A 20,131-nucleotide genomic window follows, 5' to 3' on the forward strand; every position below is an offset into this window, starting at 1 on the left:
TGCACACGCCGTGGAGCCCGGTATCCGAACGGACCATGGCGATGTCGCTGCCGCTGACCCTGACGCGCGCATGCCCGGCGCGACGCCGGCCATGCGATTGCACGGCCGCCGCCGCGCCGGTTACGCGAGCGCGTCGCGAATCTTCATCAGCTCGACCTCCGACAGCTCGCCGATGTGCGCGAGATGTTCGGCCAGAAAGTCCTTCAGCACGCGCAGCTTCGCCGAGCTGCGCCGGTTCGCCAGATACGCGATGTAGATGTAGTCGCCGGTCAGCTTGTTGTGCAGCCGGTAGCGCGGCAGCACGGCCTCGAGCCGGCCGCTCGCGAGCAGGTCGCGCACCAGCCAGATCTCGAACTCGGCGATGCCGAGCCCCGCGCAGGTCGCGTCGAGCAGCAGCTCCGAGTGATCGGTGACGAGGTTGCCGGCCGGCAGCACGCTGTGCCGCTCGTCGCCGCGCACCAGTTCCCAGCGCGGATCGCCGTCCGGATGCACGTAGCGCAGGCAATTGTGCTGCTGCAGATCCTGCGGCGTCGCCGGCCGCCCGCAACGGTCGAGATAGCCGGGCGTCGCGCACAGCACGCTGTCGTTGCGCGACAGCCGGTGGACGACGAGGTTGTCCAGATAGTTCTCGCCCTCGTGGATGTCGAGATCGAAGCCGCCGGCGACCAGATCGTTGTGGTTGTCGGTGAGCCGCACGTCGAGCTGGATCGTCGGGTAGCGCGCGAGAAACGGCGCGATCAGCGGCGCGAGATGGCGGCGGCCGAACGCGACCGGCGCGGTGAGCTTCAGCGGCCCGCTCGGCTGCGCGTTCAGCTCGGCGACGACGCGCAGCGTGTCGTCGAGATCGGCGATCAGCGTGACCGCGCGCTCCAGGTAGATGTGGCCGGCCTCGGTCAGCGTCACGCTGTGCGTCGAACGATGCAGCAGCGCGACGCCGAGCGCGTCCTCGATCGCGGTGATCTTGCGCGCGACCGTCGACGTCGACACGCGCATCTCCTTTGCCACCGCGGAAAAGCTCCCCATTTCGACGACCCGCACGAACGCGCGCATCGCGCCGAGGTGATCGATGCCGGTGTCTCTCGCCATGGTGTTCATCCGTCTCCTGCTGTTGCGTTCCACGCAAAACCGCTTTCGATAATACAGAAACGAGCATCACTCTGCAAAGGCATAGAATGCGATCCCGCGCGTCGGACAGCGGTGCACGCCGCCGTTTTCGGCAGCGCAACGAGACAACAGGAGGGACACCATGACGGAACGCGGCTTTCGCGTCGAAGCGGATCTATTAGGGCAGCGAAACGTGCCCGACTCGGCGTACTACGGCGTCCATACGCTGCGCGCGCAGGAGAACTTCGACATCTCCGGGCGCACGATCGCGTCGCTGCCGTACCTCGTCGTCGCGCTGGCGGCGGTCAAGGAAGCGGCCGCCGACGCGAACTGCGAGCTCGGGCTGCTGCCGCGTGCGTATCGCGACGCGATCGCCGCCGCCTGCGCCGAAATCCGCGACGGCCGCCTGCACGACCAGTTCGTGGTCGACGTCATCCAGGGCGAGGCGGGCACGTCGACCAACATGAACGCGAACGAGGTGATCTGCAACCGCGCGCTCGAAATCATGGGGCATGCACGCGGCCAGTACGAACATCTGCATCCGAACGAGCACGTCAACCTCGCACAGAGCACCAACGACGTCTACCCGACCGCGATCCGCATCGCGACCTGCTTCGCGGTCGAGCAACTGCTCGAGGCGATGGCGCACCTGCGCGACGCGTTCGCGCAGAAGGCCGACGCATTCGCCGATCTGCTCAAGCTCGGCCGCACGCAGTTGCAGGACGCGGTGCCGATGACGCTCGGCCAGGAGTTCTCGACCTATGCGGTGATGGTGAGCGAAGACATCGCGCGCCTGCAGGAGGCCGGCTGGCTGATGCGCGAGATCAACCTCGGCGCGACCGCGATCGGCACCGGCATCACCGCGCATCCCGACTATGCGGCGAAGGCGCTGGCCGCACTGCGGCGCATCACCGGCCTCGACCTGAGCACCGCGCCGAACCTGATCGAGGCGACGCAGGATTGCGGCGCGTTCGTGCAGATGTCGGGCGTGCTGAAGCGGATCGCCGTCAAGCTGTCGAAGATCTGCAACGACCTGCGGCTGCTGTCGAGCGGCCCGCGCGCCGGCTTCGGCGAGATCAATCTGCCGCCGGTGCAGGCCGGCTCGTCGATCATGCCGGGCAAGGTGAACCCGGTGATTCCGGAGGTCGTGAACCAGGTCGCATTCGAGGTGTTCGGCAACGACCTGACCGTGACGTTCGCCGCCGAGGCCGGCCAGCTGCAGCTCAACGCGTTCGAGCCGGTGATCGCCAGCGCGCTGTTCCGCAGCTTCGGCCATCTGAGCGCGGCCTGCACGACGCTCGCCGATCGCTGCGTGAGCGGCATCACCGCGAACCCCGAGCGGCTGCGCGACACGATGGAGCGCTCGGTCGCGCTCGCCACCGCGCTGAACCCGTACATCGGCTACAAGCGCGCCACCGCCGTCGCCAAGGAGGCGCACGAGAGCGGCAAGTCGATTCGCGAGGTCGTGCTGGAACACCGGCTGATGACCGATGCGCAACTCGACGACGCGCTGCAACCCGAAGCGCTGATTCGCCCGCGCGCTTACTGATTTCGGCCACGCGGCGCCGGCGCCTGCCGCCGGCCGCCCGCGCGCCGTTCCCGCGGCGCCGCGTCGGCGGCGCGACACATCAAGAAACGGAGACACACCATGAAGCACGTCAGCGAGCGCGCGCCGGCCAAGGCCGGCGGCGCGCAACCCCGCGATGCCGAGCGCGACGCGATGTTCGCGTCGCACGAGGCCGGCTATGAACAGAAGCTCAAGCCGCGCCACGTGCAGATGATCGCGATGGGCGGTGCGATCGGCACCGGCCTCTTTCTCGGCGCGGGCGGGCGCCTGCAGAGCGCGGGGCCCGCGCTCGCGCTCGTCTACCTGGTGTGCGGCGCGTTCGCGTTCCTGATCATGCGCGCGCTCGGCGAGCTCGTGATGCACCGGCCGACCAGCGGCTCGTTCGTGTCGTACGCGCGCGAGTTCATGGGCGAGCGCGCGTCGTTCGTCGCGGGCTGGATGTACTACCTGAACTGGGCGACCACCGGCATCGTCGACATCACCGCCGTCGCGATCTACATGAAGTACTGGGCGGTGTTCACCGACGTGCCGCAATGGGTGTTCGCGCTCGGCGCGCTGGGCATCGTGTCGGTGATGAACATGATCGGCGTGAAGGTGTTCGGCGAAATGGAATTCTGGTTCTCGATCGTCAAGGTCGGGACGCTCGCGCTGTTCCTCGCGGTCGGCGCGGTGTTTCTCGCGAGCGGCCATCCGGTCGCCGGGCAGATGCCGGGCCTGCATCTGGTCGCCGATCACGGCGGGATCTTTCCGCACGGCATCCTGCCGGCCGTGCTGATCGTGCAGGGCGTCGTGTTCGCGTATGCGAGCATCGAGCTCGTCGGCGTCGCCGCGGGCGAGACCGCCGACGCGCGCAAGGTGCTGCCGAAGGCGATCAACAGCGTGATGTGGCGCATCGCGCTGTTCTACGTCGGCTCCGTCGTGCTGCTGACGATGCTGCTGCCGTGGACCGCGTACAGCGCCCACGAAAGCCCGTTCGTGACGTTCTTCAGCAAGCTCGGCGTGCCGTACGTCGGCACGGTGATGAACGTGGTCGTGCTCACCGCCGCGCTGTCGAGCCTGAACTCGGGCCTGTATTCGACCGGGCGCGTGCTGCGCTCGCTCGCGATGGGCGGCTCGGCGCCGCGTTTCGTGTCGCGGATGAATGCGCGCGGCGTGCCGTACGGCGGCATCCTCGTCACGGTCGCGGTCAACGCGCTCGGCGTGCCGCTGAACTACATCGTGCCGGCGCAGGCGTTCGAGATCGTGCTGAACATGGCGTCGCTCGGCATCATCACGACCTGGGGCTTCATCGTGATGTGCCAGATCCTGTTCCGCCGCGCGGTCGATCGCGGCGAGCTGAGCCCGGTGTCGTTCCGGATGCCCGGCGCGCCGTTCACGTCGTGGCTCACGCTCGGATTCCTGGTCAGCGTGCTGGTGCTGATGGCGTTCGACTATCCCGGCGGCACGTGGACCGTCGCGATGATTCCGGTCGTCGTACTCGCGCTGGTGGTCGGCTGGAAGCTCGCGAAGCGCGGCGCGGCGCGCGATGCCGCTGCTGCGGCCGCGGCCCAGGCTGCCTCGCCCATCGCCGCCGATCCCGCGGGCAGCGTCTGACGATGCCGGCCGCGCGCGCCGGCGCCCGGCCGGCCCACCGCGCTCAGTTCAAGCCGAACCGCGCACCGATCCATTGGCTGAAATCGGCCGCCATCTGCGCGGTGAGCTCGTGGCCGGCGTCGTAGCGCCACGTGTCGTGCGCGACGCCGAGCGCCGTCAGCTTCGCGTCGGCCGTGTCGGCCCATGCGAGCGGCAGCTTGTCGTCGAAGCGGCCGTGCATCACCAGCGCGTGCAGCGGCTTCAACGCGTCGCGCGGTGCGATCAGCGGATCGATTTCCGGCAGGATGCGCCCGCACAGCACCGCGAACGCGGCGACGTCGGACGGCGACGTGAGCGCGACGCTCGCGCTCATGATGCCGCCCTGGCTGAAGCCGGCGATCGCGACCGGCAACGCGGCGGCTTGCTGCGCGTCGTCGCGGGCGCGTAGCGCGCGCAGCAGCGCGATCAGCTTCAGGCGGCTCGCATCGGCGCGGGCCGCGTCGATTTCCGGGCCGTTCGGGCCGAAGCGCACCGGAAACCATGCATGCTGGCCTGGCCCGAACGCCAGCGGCGCGCGCAGGAACGCGATTTCGATGCGCGGGTCGATCGTATCGGCCAGGTTCAGCAGATTGGTTTCGTTGCCGCCGACGCCGTGCAGCAGCAACAGGCGGCCCGCCGGGCGGCCGACGGCCGCGCGCAGCCGGTAGTGGAGGCCCGATTCGGGGTCGGTGGTCAGCTGGGCAACGTCGGTCATCGCGTGGGTCCGGTAGCGAAACGATCCGACAGTCTATGCCGCGCAGCCGGCAGAGTGAACCGCCGGATGGTGATTGATCCTTTCCCGACAGGAATGAATGCCGTCCGGCATCGCGGCCGGCGCTGCGTCGCGCGTATTGCGAATCAGCCACCGGAAAACTGCCGCCAAATGTCCGGCCGGCAGCCAGCCGACCTCGACGATTTGCAGGCGTTCTGCCGGAATCGACACCATTTGAATTGCCGAATTACGAATGGAAAGCGAATATCCGAATTCGCCCGTCGCCGCGCTGAAAGGAGATGGCGAACCCTTGCCGGATAACGATTAACGGCCGATTCCGTCGGAACTTTAGGAATTCGGCTGCGCAATTAATCATTGCAATTTCATCAACGATCCATTGATTTCCGGTCATCGGACCGTCATACACCATCCCCGATAATTCGCCGCTCATATTCTTTCAATAGACCAGAGGGCGATTGAAGCCGGATCGCTGCGGGGAGCTGTACTCATGACCATTCGTCATCGCATTACGCTGCTAGTCGTCCTGACGTTCATCGCGCTGTCCTCGATCGGCGCGTACGCCGTGTACCAGACGCGCAAGAGCGCCGCCGAGGTCCGTCAGGTTACCCAGGGAATCGTGCCGAGCGCGCTCGCGTCGGCGGATCTCGTCGCCGACGTGAAGAACATCCAGATCGCGACGATGACGCTGGTGTACGCACCGGACCCGCAAACCGCCTCGCAGGCGCGCGACGAGCTGAAGGCGAAGCAGGCGGCGCTGCGCGCCGCGCTCGACGCACAGGCGAAGTCGGCGGTCGGCCAGGCGCAGCAAGGGCTCGTCGCGCAAGCGCGCGACAGCGCCGCGAACTACTTCGCCGCGATCGACGACACCGTCAAGATGAAGGCCGACGGCAAGGCGGAGATGGCGCAGGCGTACCTGTTCGCGAACGTCGCGCAGTATCGCGACGAACTCGAAGGGATCGTCGACACGCTGCGCATCGAGAAGAACCGCCAGAAGGACGACGCGATCAGCGCGCTGAACGGCATGCTGGCGACCACGGCGACCGCGATCGCGGGCGTCGCGGGCACGGTCGTCGTGCTGCTGACGGCGCTCGGCTTCGTGCTGTACCGCCAGATCACGCGCCCGCTGAGCCGGATGCAGACCATGATGAGCGAGATCGCGACGAGCCAGGACTTCACGCGGCGCGTGCCGGTCGGCCGGATGGACGAGATCGGTCACTCGATCGTCGCGTTCAACGGGATGATCGAGAAGATCCAGCAGAACGCCGCGCAGCTGAAGCAGAAGACGGCCGACATCCAGGCGATGCTGCAGAACATGCAGCAGGGGATCCTGACCGTCGTCGAAGGCGCGCGCGTGCACGGCGAGTATTCGGCGTATCTGGAAACCATCTTCGAGACCGACGACATCGCGGGTCGCGACCTGATGGCGCTCGTGTTCGACGATTCGAGCATCGGCGCCGACGCGCGCTCGCAGGTCGAAGCGGCCGTGCACGCGTGTCTCGGCGAGGACAGCATGAACTTCGCGTTCAACGAGCATCTGCTCGTCAACGAAGTCGCGAAGCGGATGCCGGACGGCCGCGAGAAATGGCTCGACCTGAGCTGGTCGGCGATCACCGACGACACCGACACGGTCGTGCGGCTGATGCTGTGCGTGCGCGACGTGACCGAGATTCGCGAGCTGACCGCGCAAGCGGGCGAACAACAGCGCCGGCTCGAGATGATCGGCGAGATCCTGTCGATCAGCCAGGACAAGTTCCACGACTTCGTGCACAGCGCGAAGGGCTTCCTCAGCGAAAACGAGCGGATGATCCGCCAGCACGAGCGCGCCGATCATTCGATCGTCGCCGCGCTGTTCCGCAACATGCACACGATCAAGGGCAATGCGCGCACGTACAGCCTGCAGCACCTGACCAACATCGTGCACGAGGCGGAGCAGGCGTACGAATCGCTGCGCCGCGCGGACGGCGGCCCCGAATGGAACCGCGATGCGTTGATGGAAGACCTGGCCCGCGTGCGCGACGCGGTCGACCATTACGCGACGATCAACGCGGTGACGCTCGGCCGCGACGGCGAGCCGGTGCCGCGTGACGGCGCCGACTACCTGATGGTTGAGCGCGCGCATATCAGCGAGAGCCTGCGCATGCTCGACGGCGCCGATCCCGCGAACGCGAGCGACTGGCTCGCCGCGCGCGATTCGGTGCGCCGCCTGCTGAGCCAGTTCGGCACGCAGCGGATCGGCGATGTGCTGGGCGGCGTGATCGAATCGCTGCCGTCGCTCGCGGCCGAGCTCGGCAAGCCCGCGCCGGTCGTGCATATCGACAGCAACGGGCAGCGCGTGCGCAGCGAGATCGGCGCGACGCTGAAGAACGTGTTCATGCATCTGCTGCGCAACGCGCTCGACCACGGCATCGAAACGTCCGACGAGCGGCGCGCGGCCGGCAAGCCGGTGGCCGGCACCATCGACATCGCGGTTGCCGCCGACGGCGACGCGCTGCGCTTCGTGCTGCGCGACGACGGCCGCGGTCTTGCGCTCGCCCGCATCCGCGCGATCGCGCGCGAGCGCGGCTGGATCGACGCCGGCAACGACGCGGCGATGACCGATGAAGCCGTGGCCGAGCTGATCTTCCGGCCGGGCTTCTCGACCGCGCGCGCGGTGACCGAAGTGTCGGGGCGCGGCGTCGGGATGGACGCGGTGCGCAATTTCCTGAAACGCGACGGCGGCGACATCGCGCTGCGCTTCACCGACGATCGCGCCGGCGCGTCGTATCGCGCGTTCGAGACGATCGTGTCGCTGCCGGCGCGTTTCGCGGCCGAGGGCGACGGCCGGGACGTCGAGGCGCACGCGCGCGCCGGCATCGCGAACGTCGACGCAGCGGAGTGAACGTGCAGGCGTGGATGATTCCGGTCGGCGCCGCTCTGAGCGGCGGCGTGGCGGCCGCGGCGATCGCCTTCATCGTCGCGCGGGTGTTGCGCGCGCGTTCCGCAGCCGCGATCGCGAGCGAAACGCACGCATTGCGCGACGCGCTGAACGCCGCCGACGCGCGTGCCGACGCGGCCGTCGCCGCGCATGCGCAGGCGGCGCAGGCCTGGACGCAGCGGGAAGCGGAGCTCGAACAGGCGCTGGCGCGCGAGACGGCCGGCGCCGACGAGCGGCGCGACGCGCTGCAGGCACTAGCGGCCGAGCGCGCGGCGCTGTCGCAGCACGCGACGAAGCTCGCCGACGAAGCCGCGCGGCTGCGCGGGCTGGCCGGCACGTTCGAGCGCTGGCACGAGCAGATGATCTCGCTCACCACGCAGAACCAGGACATGCGCGCGAAGAACCAGGAGCTGTCGGCGATCGTCGCGCACGTGTCGATCGTGTCGTTGAACGCGTCGATCGAGGCGGCGCGCGCCGGCGCGGCCGGGCGCGGCTTCTCGATCGTCGCGAGCGAGGTGCGCGGGCTGGCGGCGCGCTCGCAGCAATTGTCGAACAGCTATCGCGACAGCCTGAACCGCAACGACCTCGTGACGGCCGCGACGTTCCAGGACATCCAGGCCGGCGGCAAGATGATCACCGCCGCGCTGGCAACCGTCGAGACGCTCGCGGCGCAGCTGCACGCGCGGCTCGAAGGAGCGGCGGCGTGATCAGTGCGCAGGCGCGTGCCGGCTTCGAGCGGATCTTCTTCGATGCGGCGCGCACGCGGCTCGCGGGCGGCGGCCCATGCGAGATCCGGCCGGTCGCGCACGATGCCGGGCGCGCACCGGACGATCCGTCGCGCACCCAGCGGCGCGCCAAGCCCGATGCGCGCGAGCAGGTCGTCGTGCTGACGATCTCGGCCTTGCATTTCCGTCTGCTGCTCGCGCTGCGCTTTCGCGACGATGCGCCGACGCAACGTCATTTCGCCGCGACGACGCCCGGAGCGAGCACGCAGCGGCCGCTGGCCGAAGCGTTCATGGAAGTCGCGAACCTGTGCTGCGGCGCGATCAACCAGGCGCTCACCGCGCCATTTCCCGATCTCGGGATGTCGACGCCTTATCTGCTGAGCGGCGAGAGCGTCGATTACCTGGCCGCGCTGCATCCCGCTCACACGGCCGCGTACGACGTGACGCTCGACGGCGACGTGCGGATCGGCGCGACGCTCTGCGTGTGCGCGAACGCGCCGGTGGATTTCCACGTGCCGGAAGCGGCTGCGGTGGACACGGGCGGCGAGCTCGAACTGTTTTGACCGAATCCGAGGATTATCCGAGATGACCGTGGACCAACCCGTCAGCAAGGTGCTCGTGCTGGACGACAGCCGCGCGCATGCCGCGACGATCAAGCGCTTTTGCGACGAGCACAACCTCGTGGGCCTGACCGTGCGCCGCAACCGCCTGTTGCAGGTGCTGCGCTCGAACATCGATCTCGGCGCGATCCTGCTCGCCGAAGACTACGGCGGCTCGCCGGCCGAGAGCGCGATCGTCGCGACGCAGATCGACGCGCTGCGCCCCGAGTTGCCGATCATCCTGCGCCGCGCGGCGGATGCGTCGCGCGACGGGCTGCCCGATGCGCTCGCGCGCGTCGCGTGCGCGGCCTACGTCGCCGATGACCTGACGCCGCTCAAGCGCGCCGTCGACGAATACCTGTTCGGCCGCGATTACCCGAACGCGCTCGTGCGCGGCATCGCGGAGATCACCGAGGCGCGCCTCGACGGCCTGTTTCCGGGGATGGCGATCGAATGCGACACGCCGTGCATCGTGCGCGACCAGATCATCTTCGGCGAAGTGTTCAGCCTGATCGCGCTCGAAAGCGCGTGGTGCCGCGGCTACATGCTGCTGCAGACGAGCGAGCAGCCGCTGCTCGACATGATCGGCGGCACGCGCGACGATGGCCGCGCACCCGATTTTCGCGACGTCAACAGCGTGCTCGGCGAATTGACGAATCTCGTGTGGGGCGCGTTCAAGGACCGCTATCTCGGCGACGCCGACGCGCTCGCGCGCCATCCGGTGCAGGTGCCGCTCGTCGTCAATCACAAGCAGAAGTTCATCTCGTTCGGCGGCGACTGCCCGCAGCTCTGCTTCAAGTATCGCGTGACCGATCGCGCGTCGGGCCGCGCGGTGCAGCTCGATCAGCGCTTCGTGTTCAGCTTGAGCTGGTCGCCGGAGGATTTCTGCGAAACGGTGCACGACGTCGGGCCGATGGTCGAGTCGGGCGAGCTCGAACTGTTTTGAACATTGAAGTCGGCAACGACGCAAAAGGGGAAGAAAGCATGGCAAAGATTCTGGTGGTCGACGATTCGGGCACGGTGCGCGACGAAGTCGCGGGCTTCCTGCGCAATCACGGGCTCGACGTCGCGACGGCGGTGGACGGCAAGGACGGGCTCGCGAAGCTCAAGGCGACGCCCGGCGTGCGCCTCGTGATCAGCGACGTCAACATGCCGAACATGGACGGCCTGACGATGGTCGAGAAAATCCGCGGCGAACTGGCGAACACGTCGGTCAACGTCGTGATGCTGACGACCGAAAGCAGCCCGGCGATGAAGGAGCGCGGCAAGGCTGCCGGCGTGAAGGGCTGGATCGTCAAGCCGTTCAAGGGCGACGCGGTGCTCGACGCGCTGAAGAAACTCGCGGGCTGACCGCGCGGCGTGGGCTTCCCCGTTGGACTATATTGATGCGTGATCGCATCGACATCATTTCAACCGGGGACGTCATGGATACGAATTGCGCTTCGGCAGCACCCATCCTGTTGCACGACGTGCGTGACGGCGTCGTCACGCTGCGGCTGAACCGTCCGCAGCAGTTCAACGCGTTGTCCGAGGAACTGCTCGCGAGCCTGCAGGCGGCATTCGATTCGATCGCCGCCGACCCGCAGGCGCGCTGCGTGGTGCTCGCCGCCGAAGGCCGCGCATTCTGCGCGGGCCACGACCTGCGGCAGATGCGCGGCAAGCCGGAACTCGATTACTACCGTGCGCTGTTCGCGCAATGCAGCCGCGTGATGCTCGCGATGCGCGCGTTGCCGGTGCCGGTGATCGCGCGCGTGCAGGGGATCGCGACGGCGGCCGGCTGCCAGCTGGTTGCCGCATGCGATCTCGCGATCGCGGCCGATACCGCGCGTTTCGCGGTGTCGGGGATCAACGTCGGGCTGTTCTGTTCGACGCCGGCCGTCGCGCTGAGCCGCAACGTGGGCGCCAAGCGCGCGTTCGACATGCTGGTCACCGGCCGCTTCGTCGATGCGGCGACGGCCGCCGCGTGGGGGCTCGTCAACGAGGCCGTGCCGGAGGATGCGCTCGACGCTGCCGTCGCGCGCAAGGTCGCGGAGATCGTCGCGAAGAGCCCGGCGGCGGTGCGCTACGGCAAGCAGATGTTCTACCGGCAGCGCGAGCTGCCGCTCGACGATGCATACGCGTATGCGGGCGACGTGATGGCCCGCAACATGATGGAAGAAGATGCGGGCGAGGGAATCGACGCGTTCCTGGAGAAGCGCGAGCCGATCTGGCGTTCGTAGCGGGCAGGGGAGCGGCGCGGTGCGGGGCCAGCGTTGCCTTCGCCGATGCGCGGCGCCTCTACGCGGCGGCTGCGCGCACGCGCCGCGTGCAATGCGGCCCGCAACCGTATGCGGCGCGCTGACGGCACCTGCAACGCGCCGCCGCCGCGCTCGTCAACGTCCGTAGCTGCCGGTGTGCAGCGCCGGCTCCGCTGCCGACGCGCCGGGCGGCACGACCACCACCGGCACGCGGCGTGCGAGTGCGCACATCAGCTCGTAGCCGATCGTGCCGCTCGCTTCCGCGACGTCGTCCACCTTCACCTGATCGCCCCACAGCTCGACGCTCGAGCCGATGCCGGCGTTCGGGCACGGCGTCAGATCGACGGTCAGCATGTCCATCGATACGCGGCCGATCACGCGCGTCATCACGCCGTCGACGGCGATCGGCGTGCCGGTCGGGGCGTGGCGCGGATAGCCGTCCGCATAGCCGCATGCGACGACGCCGATCCGCATCGGCTGCTCGGCCGTGAAGCGGCGGCCGTAGCCGACCGTTTCCTGCGGCGCGAGCGTTTGTACGCCGATGATCTTGCTGGTGAGCGTCATCGCCGCCATCAGCGGCGTATCGGCGATGTGCCGCGACGCGCCGGTCGGCGATGCGCCGTACAGGATCGTGCCGGGCCGCACCCAGTCGCGATGCGCCTGCGGATGCCACAGCACGGCGGCCGAATTCGACGTCGAACGCTCGCCCGGGATCCCGGCCGTGGCTGCATCGAACTGGTTGAGCTGCCAGGCGACTTCGCCTTCGTCGGCGTTCGCGAAGTGCATCATCAGCGTGATGTTGCCGATCGACGGTGCAGCCGCCGCGCGTTCCCACGCGGCGCGGAACAGGTGCGGACGGTAGCCGAGCCGGTTCATCCCCGAGTTCATCTTCAGCTGGATGTCGATCGGTCGTTGCGGCTGCGCGGCGATCAGCAGATCGAGCTGCTCGTCGCAGTGCACGGCTACCGTGAGCCGGTGGCGGTCGGCGAGTTCGACGTCGACCGGCTCGAAGATCCCTTCGAGCAGCAGCACCGGCTTGTCCCAGCCGAGCTCGCGCACGCGCACGGCTTCGTCGAGATCGAGCAGCGCGATGCCGTCGGCGGCCGCGAGGCCCGGATAGATCCGCTCGATCCCGTGACCATATGCATTGGCCTTGATCACGGCCCACACGCGCGAGCGCGCGGCGGTGCGGCGGATGAAGTCGAGGTTGTGGCGGACGGCGTCGGGACGGATATGGGCGACGATGGGACGGGGCATGGTCGGTTCGGATCGAAGGTCGTTCGGCGCGCGCACGACGGTGCAGCGCGGGGTCGGCAGGGTGGCGTGGCGACGTGCCAAGCCAGTTTCGATCGCTATCTTATGTATGTTGGACCAGTTTTAATTAACGTATTTAGCGTTGATTTGGTGGAATGTTCGATCTCGCGGGCGGGTCGTCGCGATTTCGCGCAGCCGGCCTTGCCGAGTCCGCCGTCTAGAAAACCGGTGCGCGAACGGCGTGACGCGATGCTAAGCTCTGGGAGACCGTGTCATTGACCAATGTAATCATAAAGGAGGAGACTTTGATGACGACGTCCCAGCTGTGCCTGTTCATCGTGGCGCTGTTGCCGTTCCCCATGACGTTTCTCGCGAAGGCCCGCAAGGGCTACGACAACCATGCGCCGCGCGCGTATCTCGCGCGGCTCGAAGGCTGGCGCGCGCGGGCGCAGGCCGCGCACCAGAACGCGTGGGAAGCGCTCGCGCTGTTTACGGCCGGGCTCGTCGTCGCGTGGCACAACGGCGCGAATGCGCATCACGTCGACCAGCTCGCGATCGCGTTCGTCGCGATCCGCATCGTGTATGCGCTGATGTACGTGCTGGACTGGGCGGCGCTGCGCTCGCTCGTGTGGTTCGCCGGGATGGCCTGCGTCGTCGCGCTGTTCTTCGCCGCGCCGTGACGACGATGAGGTAACGAGCCGGCGATGCCCGCGCCGCGCGCGTGAGCGTCATGGGATGCGTTGTGGATGCGGGCGCTACGGCCTTCGCGCGCTTGAGCGGCGGCGCGCCGGCTTCGCTGGGCACGAACGCGGTCGACGGCGACCGGCGCGCGCCGGCCCAGCGTGAGAGGGGATGCTTCGCACCAAGCGTCCGGCCCCGCTGCCCGCGGCAGCGTCCCTCGCTCGCTCCTTCCGCGGGATGCGCAGTCGTCCACTCCATTCCCGGATCGCCACGGCAACACACGAGTTCGCCGCAACGGCGCTCGCCCACATCGCCTCGTCGGCACTTTCGCACTTCCACGCTCCGCAACGGCGCGCCATTGCCACCGACCGACCGGTCGCTCCCGCCCCGCACCCCTGACGCCCCTTTCCTCAGATCAAACCCGCTTGCCCCGGCTCGGGTTTGTCTCGATACATTTTTCCGTTGCGCGTTTTTTTGTTGTCGTAGTATCCACACTGACAACACATGTTGCTATAATGTATAATTCAACATCGCATGTTGCGGTGCGGCTTGATGTCGTCGTTCCCCGGCCAGCCGGCCGGTTACCTCGCTCAACCATGCGAAGAAAAGTCATGAGTCGCCGTTCCTTCCTGAAAGCCGTGCGGTCGCTGCCGCGCTCGGCGCCAGCATCGCCCGCGCGGACACCAAGACGCTCGTCGTCGGTACCGATACGTCGTTCATGCCGTTCGAGTTCAAGCAGGGCGACAAGTACGTCGGCTTCGATCTCGACCTGTGGGCCGAGATCGCGAAGGACCCGGGCTGGAAGTACACGATCCAGCCGATGGATTTCGCGGGCCTGATTCCGGCGCTGCAGACGCAGAACATCGACGTCGCGCTGTCGGGGATGACCATCAAGGAGGAGCGCAAGAAGGCGATCGACTTCTCCGCGCCGTACTACGACAGCGGGCTCGCGGCGATGGTGCAGACCGGCAATACGTCGATCAAGTCGATCGACGACCTGAACGGCAAGGTGATCGCCGCGAAAACGGGCACCGCGACGATCGACTGGATCGAGGCACACCTGAAGCCGAAGGAAATCCGCCAGTTCCCGAACATCGACCAGGCGTACCTCGCGCTCGAGGCAGGCCGCGTCGACGCGGCGATGCGCGACACGCCGAACGTGCCGTTCTTCGTGAACAACGAAGGCAAGGGCAAGGTGAAGGTCGCGGGCCAGCCCGTCAGCGGCGACCAGTACGGGATCGGCTTCCCGAAGGTCAACGCGTCGCCCGTGAAGATCAAGGCCGACGGCCGCTACGCGCTGATCTACAAGAAGTGGTTCGGCGCCGAGCCGCCGAAGATGTGGGCGTGACGCCACACGATGGCGCGGCCGGGCGGCCGCGCCGGTCTTGAATCGAACGGGGAGCGACACGTGAATTTCGATTGGTCGGCGATCTGGGCGGCGCTGCCGGACCTGATGGACGGGGTTCGGTTGACGGTGTTCATCGCATTGGTGGGGCTGGTGGGCGGTTTCGTCGTCGGGATGATCGCGGGCATGTTCCGCGCATACGGACCGAAGGCGATGAACATGCTCGCCCAGATTGATATTGAACTGATCCGCGGCACGCCGATCGTCGTACAGGTGATGTTCCTGTACTTCGCGTTGCCGCTGCTCGCGCATATCCGCATCGACGGCCTGATGGCCGCGATCACGGTGAATTCGGGCGCGTATCTCGCGGAAGTGGTGCGAGGCGCGCTGCTGTCGATCCCGAAGGGGTTGACCGAAGCGGGGCTCGCGGTGGCCGTCATCTATCTGATACTGACCGGCGTGATGACGCTGACGCTTCGGCTCGTCGAAAAGCGGATGAAAATCTTATGAGCATGATCGAATTCCAGAACGTGTCGAAGAGCTTCGGCCACGTGCCGGTGCTGAAGAACATCGACCTGAAGATCGACGCGGGCGAGGTGGTCGTCGTGGTCGGCCCGTCGGGCTCCGGCAAGTCGACGATGCTGCGCTGTATCAACGCGCTCGAGAAGATCACCGGCGGCGAGCTGCTGGTCGACGGCCAGAGCGTGCGCGGCAACGCGACGACGATCCGCGACATCCGGCTCGAAGGTGGCATGGTGTTCCAGCAGTTCAACCTGTTTCCGCAAATGACCGCGCTCGAGAACGTGATGTTCGGGCCGATCCAGGTGCGCGGCGCATCGCGCGCGAATCACTATCCGTCGGAGCTGTCGGGCGGCCAGCAGCAGCGCGTCGCGATCGCGCGGGCGCTGGCGATCCGGCCGCGGCAGCGGCTGATGCGGTTCGACGAGCCGACGTCCGTGCTCGATCCGGAATTGCGCCATGAAGTGCTGAAGGCGATGCAGGATCTCGCGACCGAAGGGATGACGATGATCGTCGTCACGCACGAGATCGTCCGGCGACCGTCGGCGGCGCGTCGATGCGCTGCTGCCGGGCATCGACGTGCCTGACGAAGCCGCGCTGCTGCGTGCGCTCGGCGACCGCGCACCGGAAGGGCTGCCGATCTATCGCGACGATCCGGCCGACCCGGACGACCCGGACGACCCGGACGACGAAAACACGCTGGCGACCGCGGTGTTCGAGATCCGCGACACCGCGATCGACTTCACGATCCATCAACACGGCACGCAGCGCTTCGCGACGCGCATCGTGCCGTCCGGGCACGCGCCCCGCGCGTCCTGATCCATGAGGCAACGCATGACGACCGTTTTTCATCGCGCTCCGCGCGCCACCTTGCCCGTCGCCGTCGCAGGCGACGGCATCGAGATCATCGATTCGACCGGCAAACGCTATATCGACGCGTGCGGCGGCGCGGCCGTGTCGTGTCTCGGCCACAGCAACCAGCGCGTGATCGACGCGATCAAGCGGCAGGTGCAGCAGCTGCCGTACGCGCATACGTCGTTCTTCACGACCGACGTGGCCGAGGAGCTGGCCGACCGGCTCGTCGAGGCCGCACCGGCAGGGCTCGAGCACGTGTATTTCGTGTCGGGCGGCTCCGAGGCGATCGAGGCCGCGCTGAAGCTCGCGCGCCAGTATTTCGTCGAGAAGGGCGAGCCGCAGCGCCGCCACTTCATCGCGCGCCGCCAGAGCTATCACGGCAACACGCTGGGCGCGCTCGCGATCGGCGGCAACGCATGGCGGCGCGAGCCGTTCCTGCCGCTGTTGATCGAAGCGCATCACGTGAGCCCGTGCTATGCGTATCGCGACCAGGCGGCGGGCGAGACCGACGAAGCGTATGCGCAGCGCCTCGCCGACGAGCTCGAGCAGAAGATCGTCGCACTCGGCGCGGAGAACGTCGCGGCGTTCGTTGCCGAAACGGTGGTCGGCGCGACCGCCGGCGCGGTGCCGCCGGTACGCACTTACCTGAAGAAGATTCGCGCGGTCTGCGACAAGTACGGCGTGCTGCTGATCCTCGACGAAATCATGTCGGGGATGGGCCGCACCGGCTACCTGTTCGCCTGCGACGAAGACGATGTCGCGCCCGACCTGCTGACGATCGCGAAAGGGCTCGGCGCCGGCTACCAGCCGATCGGTGCGACGCTGGTGAGCGATCGCATCTATCGGACGATCGTCGACGGCTCCGGCTTCTTCCAGCACGGTCACACGTATCTCGGCCATGCCACCGCGTGCGCGGCCGCGCTCGAAGTGCAGCGCGTGATTGCCGACGAGAAGCTGCTCGACAACGTGAAGGCGCGCGGCGAGCAGCTGCGCGCGTCGCTGCGCGAGCACTACGCTGCGCATCCGCACGTCGGCGACGTGCGCGGGCGCGGGCTGTTCGTCGGCGTCGAGCTGGTGCGCGATCGAGACAGCAAGGCACCGTTCGATCCCAAGCTGAAGCTGCATGCGGCGGTCAAGCGCGAGGCGATGCAGCGCGGGCTGATGGTGTATCCGATGGGCGGTACGATCGATGGCGTGCACGGCGATCACATTCTCGTCGCGCCGCCGTTCATCTGCACCGCGCAGCAGATCGACACGATCGTCGAACGGCTGTCCGGCGCGATCGGTGCGGCGCTGGCATCGGCCGGCGCGTGAATCCCGAACCCCTGGAGAGGTTGCGATGACAGACAGATTGCCTCCGTTCGATCCGGCATCGGCGAGCGACGAGCAGAAGGCCGTGCTGGCCGAAATCCTCGGCGGCCCGCGCGGCAACCTGAACGGCCCGTTCGTCGGCTGGATCGCGAGCCCCGAGCTGGCGCAGCATGCGCAGCGGCTCGGCGCGTTCTGCCGCTATCGCACCGGCTTGCCGCTGCGGCTGTCGGAGCTGGCGATCCTCGTGACCGCCGCGCGCTGGCGCTCGCAAGCCGAGTGGCACATCCATCATCCGATCGCGCTCGAAGCCGGCGTGCCGGCCGCAACGGCCGACGCGATCCGGCGCGGCGTGAAGCCGGCGTTCGAATCGGACGACGATGCGCTGATCCATGCGTTCGCGACCGAGCTCTACGACACGCAGCGCGTGAGCGACGCGACGTTCGCGCGCGCACGCGCGCGCTTCGGCCACGAGACGGTCGTCAATCTGGTCGCGCTGCTCGGCTATTACGCGCTGGTCGCGATGACGCTCAACACGTTCGGTATGCGCGCAGACGGACAAACTGATTTGCCGTTTTCGGAATAATCGCCGGGTGCGCCGGTGCGGCCGGCATCGCGCGCATGCGTTGCGATGGCGCCGAAAAGCCCGTCGGCACGGGCTTTTCGGCGATGTGAGAGCGGGCGGCCGGCATCGTGGTCGCGCGTGGATTGCGCGCGTCGTTTCGCGTGCGCTTCAGTGCATGAATTTTTCCCCTTCCCTAAAATTTCTGCAAAGAACTTACGGGGGAAATATCGATGCGCTGGGTCCTGTTGATCGTGTTCATTGCGTGTGTGGTCCACACGCATCGGCGCGGCAAGGTTCGGCATCGGTTGTTCAGGCAACTATCCGATCACTCGACCTTCACCGCGCCGCTGAACTGCTTTTCGTATGCGTTCTCGTCGGTGCCGACCACGCCGTTCATCGAGATCGGCCACTTTCCTGAACTCGCGGTGCTGCAGCGCGAATGGCGCACCTTCCGCGACGAAGCGCTCGCGCTGCGCGATTCGAGCCGGATCAAGGCGTCGGCCGAGTACAACGACATCGGTTTCAATTCGTTCTTTCGCAACGGCTGGAAACGCTTCTACCTGAAGTGGTACGACGCGCCGCATCCGTCCGCGCAGGCGTTGTGTCCGCGCACGGTCGAGATCCTGTCGCGGATTCCGTCGATCAAGGCCGCGATGTTCGCGCAGTTGCCGCCGGGCGGGAAGCTCGGCCTGCATCGCGATCCGTATGCGGGGTCGCTGCGCTATCACCTCGGGCTCGACACGCCGAACGACGCGGCGTGCCGGATCGTCGTCGACGGCGAGTCGTATGCATGGCGCGACGGCGAGGCCGTGATGTTCGACGAAACCTATCTGCATTGGGCCGAGAACCGCACCGAGCACGATCGCGTGATCCTGTTCTGCGACATCGACCGGCCGATGAAATACCGCTGGGCGCAGCGCGTCAACGACGCGTTCGGGCAGCTGCTGATGCGCGCGGCCGCGTCGCCGAACGAAACCGGCGACCGCACGGGCGGCCTCAATCACGCGTTCAAGTATCTGTATGCGATTCGGCGCGTGGGCAAGCGGCTGAAGGCGTGGAACCGGACCGTGTACTACATCGTCAAGTGGGCGTTGTTCGGCGGGATCGCGGTCGCGATATTCTGGGTCTGATCGCATGACGGGCGGCAGCGGGGCGGTTCGGGCGGGCTGACGATCGCGGAGCCGCGCTGCATGGTGGGCCGGCTGCGCGTCAATGCAACCAAATGTATTCGCGCGGGATCGCGCGCCGACGCGCGGGTATCATGGCTTGTTCACGTCGACACGATCGGTGAGCAAGCATGACGAGTACCCGAAAGACATTGTGGATCGCCGGTGGGCTGCTGGTCGCGGCCGCGGGCGCCGGCTACGTAATGCTGCTGCGTGCGGACCACCGCGCGATCGCAGAGGCCGGCATCGGCGACGCAGCCGCACCGGCTGCTACGGCCCCAGCCGACGGCCGCACCGCGCAGGGCGCGATCGCGCCGCCCGCGCCCGATGCCGCTCCTTCCGCGCATGTAGATGAGGCGCTGCCGCAACAAGCGGCCGCACGTGACCGTTCGGTGCCGGCGTCTGCGGCGGTCGCGCAACTTGCGCCGGCCGCGCCCGTCGCTGCCGTGCCGGCGCCGAAGCCGGCTGCACCGCCGCCCGCCGTCCACGTGGTCGCGGTCGAGCCGGCCGATTCGACCCCGACGAATGCGAAATCCGCGCAGCTGCCGCAGGCAGCGCCGCAGACGATTCAACCGGTTCAGCCGACTCGCGCGGCGCAACCCGCTGCACCGGTTGACGCCGCGCAAGCGCCTCGGTCTGGCAAGCAACCGAGCCAGCCGAGCCGCCATGCCGCACGCACCCGCGACGGCCTCGAGCGCCACGCGGCAACGGCGCAGCCGGCGCAGCGCGCCGAAACACCTGAAACCGCCGCGCTGGTGCGCGAGTCCGCCAAGCTCGATCCGTCGTTGCCGCCGCCGCAATACGTGGCGACGCCGGGCCTCGCGCAACCGCATGCGGCCGCCGGCTCGAACCCGGTTGCCGCCGCGATGACCGAGCAGTTGGTGCGGCAATCGAGCACCATCAGGACGACGCCCGCGTCGACGAACGGCGCGCCTGTCGCCCCGTGAC

At 67.7% G+C, this 20,131-nt stretch carries 18 protein-coding genes and 3 pseudogenes; 17 read left to right on the top strand and 4 right to left on the bottom strand.

What is annotated here, in order from left to right:
- Positions 1-120: 120 nt before the first annotated feature.
- Positions 121-1,095, bottom strand: a complete 975-nt coding sequence (locus tag MBR110_RS17105) for a LysR family transcriptional regulator (protein ID WP_011881924.1) — start codon at positions 1,093-1,095, stop codon at positions 121-123.
- A gap of 151 nt (positions 1,096-1,246) precedes the next feature.
- Between MBR110_RS17105 and aspA the strand changes: the two genes are divergently transcribed.
- The gene (gene aspA / locus MBR110_RS17110) at positions 1,247-2,653 is read left to right on the top strand and encodes an aspartate ammonia-lyase (protein WP_181709431.1); all 1,407 of its coding nucleotides are present in this window, start codon (positions 1,247-1,249) and stop codon (positions 2,651-2,653) included.
- A gap of 99 nt (positions 2,654-2,752) precedes the next feature.
- Positions 2,753-4,264, top strand: coding sequence for an amino acid permease (locus tag MBR110_RS17115; RefSeq protein ID WP_011881926.1), 1,512 nt, complete (start codon positions 2,753-2,755; stop codon positions 4,262-4,264).
- Positions 4,265-4,307: 43 nt separating this feature from the next.
- Here the strand turns inward: MBR110_RS17115 and MBR110_RS17120 are convergent, their stop codons facing one another.
- Positions 4,308-4,997 (bottom strand): alpha/beta hydrolase, encoded by a 690-nt coding sequence (locus MBR110_RS17120; protein ID WP_059889121.1) that lies wholly within the window; start codon positions 4,995-4,997, stop codon positions 4,308-4,310.
- 33 nt (positions 4,998-5,030) lie between these two features.
- Entirely contained in the window at positions 5,031-5,228 is a 198-nt protein-coding gene (locus tag MBR110_RS17125; protein WP_014725117.1) for a hypothetical protein, read from the bottom strand.
- A 274-nt stretch (positions 5,229-5,502) separates the two neighbouring features.
- Between MBR110_RS17125 and MBR110_RS17130 the strand changes: the two genes are divergently transcribed.
- The 6 genes from MBR110_RS17130 (at position 5,503) to MBR110_RS17155 (ending at position 11,472) form a co-directional block, all read left to right on the top strand.
- Positions 5,503-7,893 (top strand): MCP four helix bundle domain-containing protein, encoded by a 2,391-nt coding sequence (locus tag MBR110_RS17130; protein WP_181709432.1) that lies wholly within the window; start codon positions 5,503-5,505, stop codon positions 7,891-7,893.
- Positions 7,894-7,895: 2 nt separating this feature from the next.
- On the top strand, positions 7,896-8,636 hold the full coding sequence (locus MBR110_RS17135) for a methyl-accepting chemotaxis protein (RefSeq protein ID WP_081053421.1): 741 nt from the start codon (positions 7,896-7,898) through the stop codon (positions 8,634-8,636).
- On the top strand, positions 8,633-9,217 hold the full coding sequence (locus tag MBR110_RS17140) for a hypothetical protein (protein ID WP_011881930.1): 585 nt from the start codon (positions 8,633-8,635) through the stop codon (positions 9,215-9,217). Before MBR110_RS17135 ends, MBR110_RS17140 begins: the two co-directional genes overlap by 4 nt.
- A gap of 22 nt (positions 9,218-9,239) precedes the next feature.
- Complete coding sequence (locus tag MBR110_RS17145) at positions 9,240-10,199, top strand: chemotaxis protein CheX (protein ID WP_059694853.1); 960 nt, start codon at positions 9,240-9,242, stop codon at positions 10,197-10,199.
- Between the two features lie 38 nt (positions 10,200-10,237).
- Entirely contained in the window at positions 10,238-10,603 is a 366-nt protein-coding gene (locus MBR110_RS17150) for a response regulator (protein WP_006765703.1), read from the top strand.
- A gap of 74 nt (positions 10,604-10,677) precedes the next feature.
- Positions 10,678-11,472 carry an enoyl-CoA hydratase gene (locus tag MBR110_RS17155; RefSeq protein WP_085954508.1) on the top strand — a complete coding sequence of 265 codons (795 nt, stop codon included), beginning with the start codon at positions 10,678-10,680 and terminating at the stop codon, positions 11,470-11,472.
- 153 nt (positions 11,473-11,625) lie between these two features.
- On the opposite strand, the gene alr is transcribed toward MBR110_RS17155, so the two are convergent.
- A complete protein-coding gene (gene alr, locus MBR110_RS17160) occupies positions 11,626-12,747 on the bottom strand; it encodes an alanine racemase (protein WP_181709433.1) in 1,122 nt (373 codons plus the stop codon).
- A gap of 305 nt (positions 12,748-13,052) precedes the next feature.
- On the opposite strand from alr, the gene MBR110_RS17165 reads away from it, so the two are divergent.
- The 9 genes and pseudogenes from MBR110_RS17165 (at position 13,053) to MBR110_RS17205 (ending at position 20,130) form a co-directional block, all read left to right on the top strand.
- Complete coding sequence (locus tag MBR110_RS17165; RefSeq protein WP_011881935.1) at positions 13,053-13,424, top strand: MAPEG family protein; 372 nt, start codon at positions 13,053-13,055, stop codon at positions 13,422-13,424.
- A 612-nt stretch (positions 13,425-14,036) separates the two neighbouring features.
- Positions 14,037-14,773 (top strand): annotated as a pseudogene (gene glnH / locus MBR110_RS17170) (glutamine ABC transporter substrate-binding protein GlnH).
- Between the two features lie 9 nt (positions 14,774-14,782).
- Positions 14,783-15,280 carry an ABC transporter permease subunit gene (locus MBR110_RS17175; RefSeq protein WP_175464241.1) on the top strand — a complete coding sequence of 166 codons (498 nt, stop codon included), beginning with the start codon at positions 14,783-14,785 and terminating at the stop codon, positions 15,278-15,280.
- Positions 15,277-15,819: pseudogene (locus MBR110_RS17180) on the top strand (ATP-binding cassette domain-containing protein); the annotation flags it as partial. The gene MBR110_RS17175 and the pseudogene MBR110_RS17180, both read left to right, overlap by 4 nt.
- Positions 15,812-16,108, top strand: a pseudogene (locus tag MBR110_RS17185) (peptidase C45); the annotation flags it as partial. The pseudogenes MBR110_RS17180 and MBR110_RS17185, both read left to right, overlap by 8 nt.
- Before the next feature lie 15 nt (positions 16,109-16,123).
- Positions 16,124-17,458, top strand: coding sequence for an aspartate aminotransferase family protein (locus MBR110_RS17190; RefSeq protein ID WP_059459889.1), 1,335 nt, complete (start codon positions 16,124-16,126; stop codon positions 17,456-17,458).
- A gap of 25 nt (positions 17,459-17,483) precedes the next feature.
- Positions 17,484-18,038, top strand: a complete 555-nt coding sequence (locus MBR110_RS17195) for a carboxymuconolactone decarboxylase family protein (protein ID WP_011881940.1) — start codon at positions 17,484-17,486, stop codon at positions 18,036-18,038.
- A gap of 209 nt (positions 18,039-18,247) precedes the next feature.
- Complete coding sequence (gene lpxO, locus MBR110_RS17200; protein WP_011881941.1) at positions 18,248-19,147, top strand: lipid A hydroxylase LpxO; 900 nt, start codon at positions 18,248-18,250, stop codon at positions 19,145-19,147.
- Positions 19,148-19,314: 167 nt separating this feature from the next.
- Positions 19,315-20,130: an extensin gene (locus MBR110_RS17205; RefSeq protein ID WP_176326941.1), complete on the top strand. Its 816-nt coding sequence runs from the start codon at positions 19,315-19,317 to the stop codon at positions 20,128-20,130.
- The last annotated feature ends 1 nt before the right edge of the window (position 20,131 follow it).

This window comes from Burkholderia sp. MBR-1 (genome assembly GCF_013822785.1).
Lineage (GTDB): Bacteria > Pseudomonadota > Gammaproteobacteria > Burkholderiales > Burkholderiaceae > Burkholderia > Burkholderia vietnamiensis.

Excerpts from the sequence above, each read along its gene's own strand:
- MBR110_RS17155 (WP_085954508.1), top strand. The coding sequence starts at position 10,678 with ATGGATACGAATTGCGCTTCGGCAGCACCCATCCTGTTGCACGACGTG.
- MBR110_RS17175 (WP_175464241.1), top strand. The coding sequence starts at position 14,783 with ATGGCGCGGCCGGGCGGCCGCGCCGGTCTTGAATCGAACGGGGAGCGA.
- alr (WP_181709433.1), bottom strand. The coding sequence starts at position 12,747 with ATGCCCCGTCCCATCGTCGCCCATATCCGTCCCGACGCCGTCCGCCAC.
- lpxO (WP_011881941.1), top strand. The coding sequence starts at position 18,248 with ATGCGCTGGGTCCTGTTGATCGTGTTCATTGCGTGTGTGGTCCACACG.
- MBR110_RS17190 (WP_059459889.1), top strand. The coding sequence starts at position 16,124 with ATGACGACCGTTTTTCATCGCGCTCCGCGCGCCACCTTGCCCGTCGCC.
- MBR110_RS17115 (WP_011881926.1), top strand. The coding sequence starts at position 2,753 with ATGAAGCACGTCAGCGAGCGCGCGCCGGCCAAGGCCGGCGGCGCGCAA.
- MBR110_RS17105 (WP_011881924.1), bottom strand. The coding sequence starts at position 1,095 with ATGAACACCATGGCGAGAGACACCGGCATCGATCACCTCGGCGCGATG.
- MBR110_RS17130 (WP_181709432.1), top strand. The coding sequence starts at position 5,503 with ATGACCATTCGTCATCGCATTACGCTGCTAGTCGTCCTGACGTTCATC.
- MBR110_RS17195 (WP_011881940.1), top strand. The coding sequence starts at position 17,484 with ATGACAGACAGATTGCCTCCGTTCGATCCGGCATCGGCGAGCGACGAG.
- MBR110_RS17120 (WP_059889121.1), bottom strand. The coding sequence starts at position 4,997 with ATGACCGACGTTGCCCAGCTGACCACCGACCCCGAATCGGGCCTCCAC.
- aspA (WP_181709431.1), top strand. The coding sequence starts at position 1,247 with ATGACGGAACGCGGCTTTCGCGTCGAAGCGGATCTATTAGGGCAGCGA.
- MBR110_RS17205 (WP_176326941.1), top strand. The coding sequence starts at position 19,315 with ATGACGAGTACCCGAAAGACATTGTGGATCGCCGGTGGGCTGCTGGTC.
- MBR110_RS17145 (WP_059694853.1), top strand. The coding sequence starts at position 9,240 with ATGACCGTGGACCAACCCGTCAGCAAGGTGCTCGTGCTGGACGACAGC.
- MBR110_RS17125 (WP_014725117.1), bottom strand. The coding sequence starts at position 5,228 with ATGGTGTCGATTCCGGCAGAACGCCTGCAAATCGTCGAGGTCGGCTGG.
- MBR110_RS17165 (WP_011881935.1), top strand. The coding sequence starts at position 13,053 with ATGACGACGTCCCAGCTGTGCCTGTTCATCGTGGCGCTGTTGCCGTTC.
- MBR110_RS17150 (WP_006765703.1), top strand. The coding sequence starts at position 10,238 with ATGGCAAAGATTCTGGTGGTCGACGATTCGGGCACGGTGCGCGACGAA.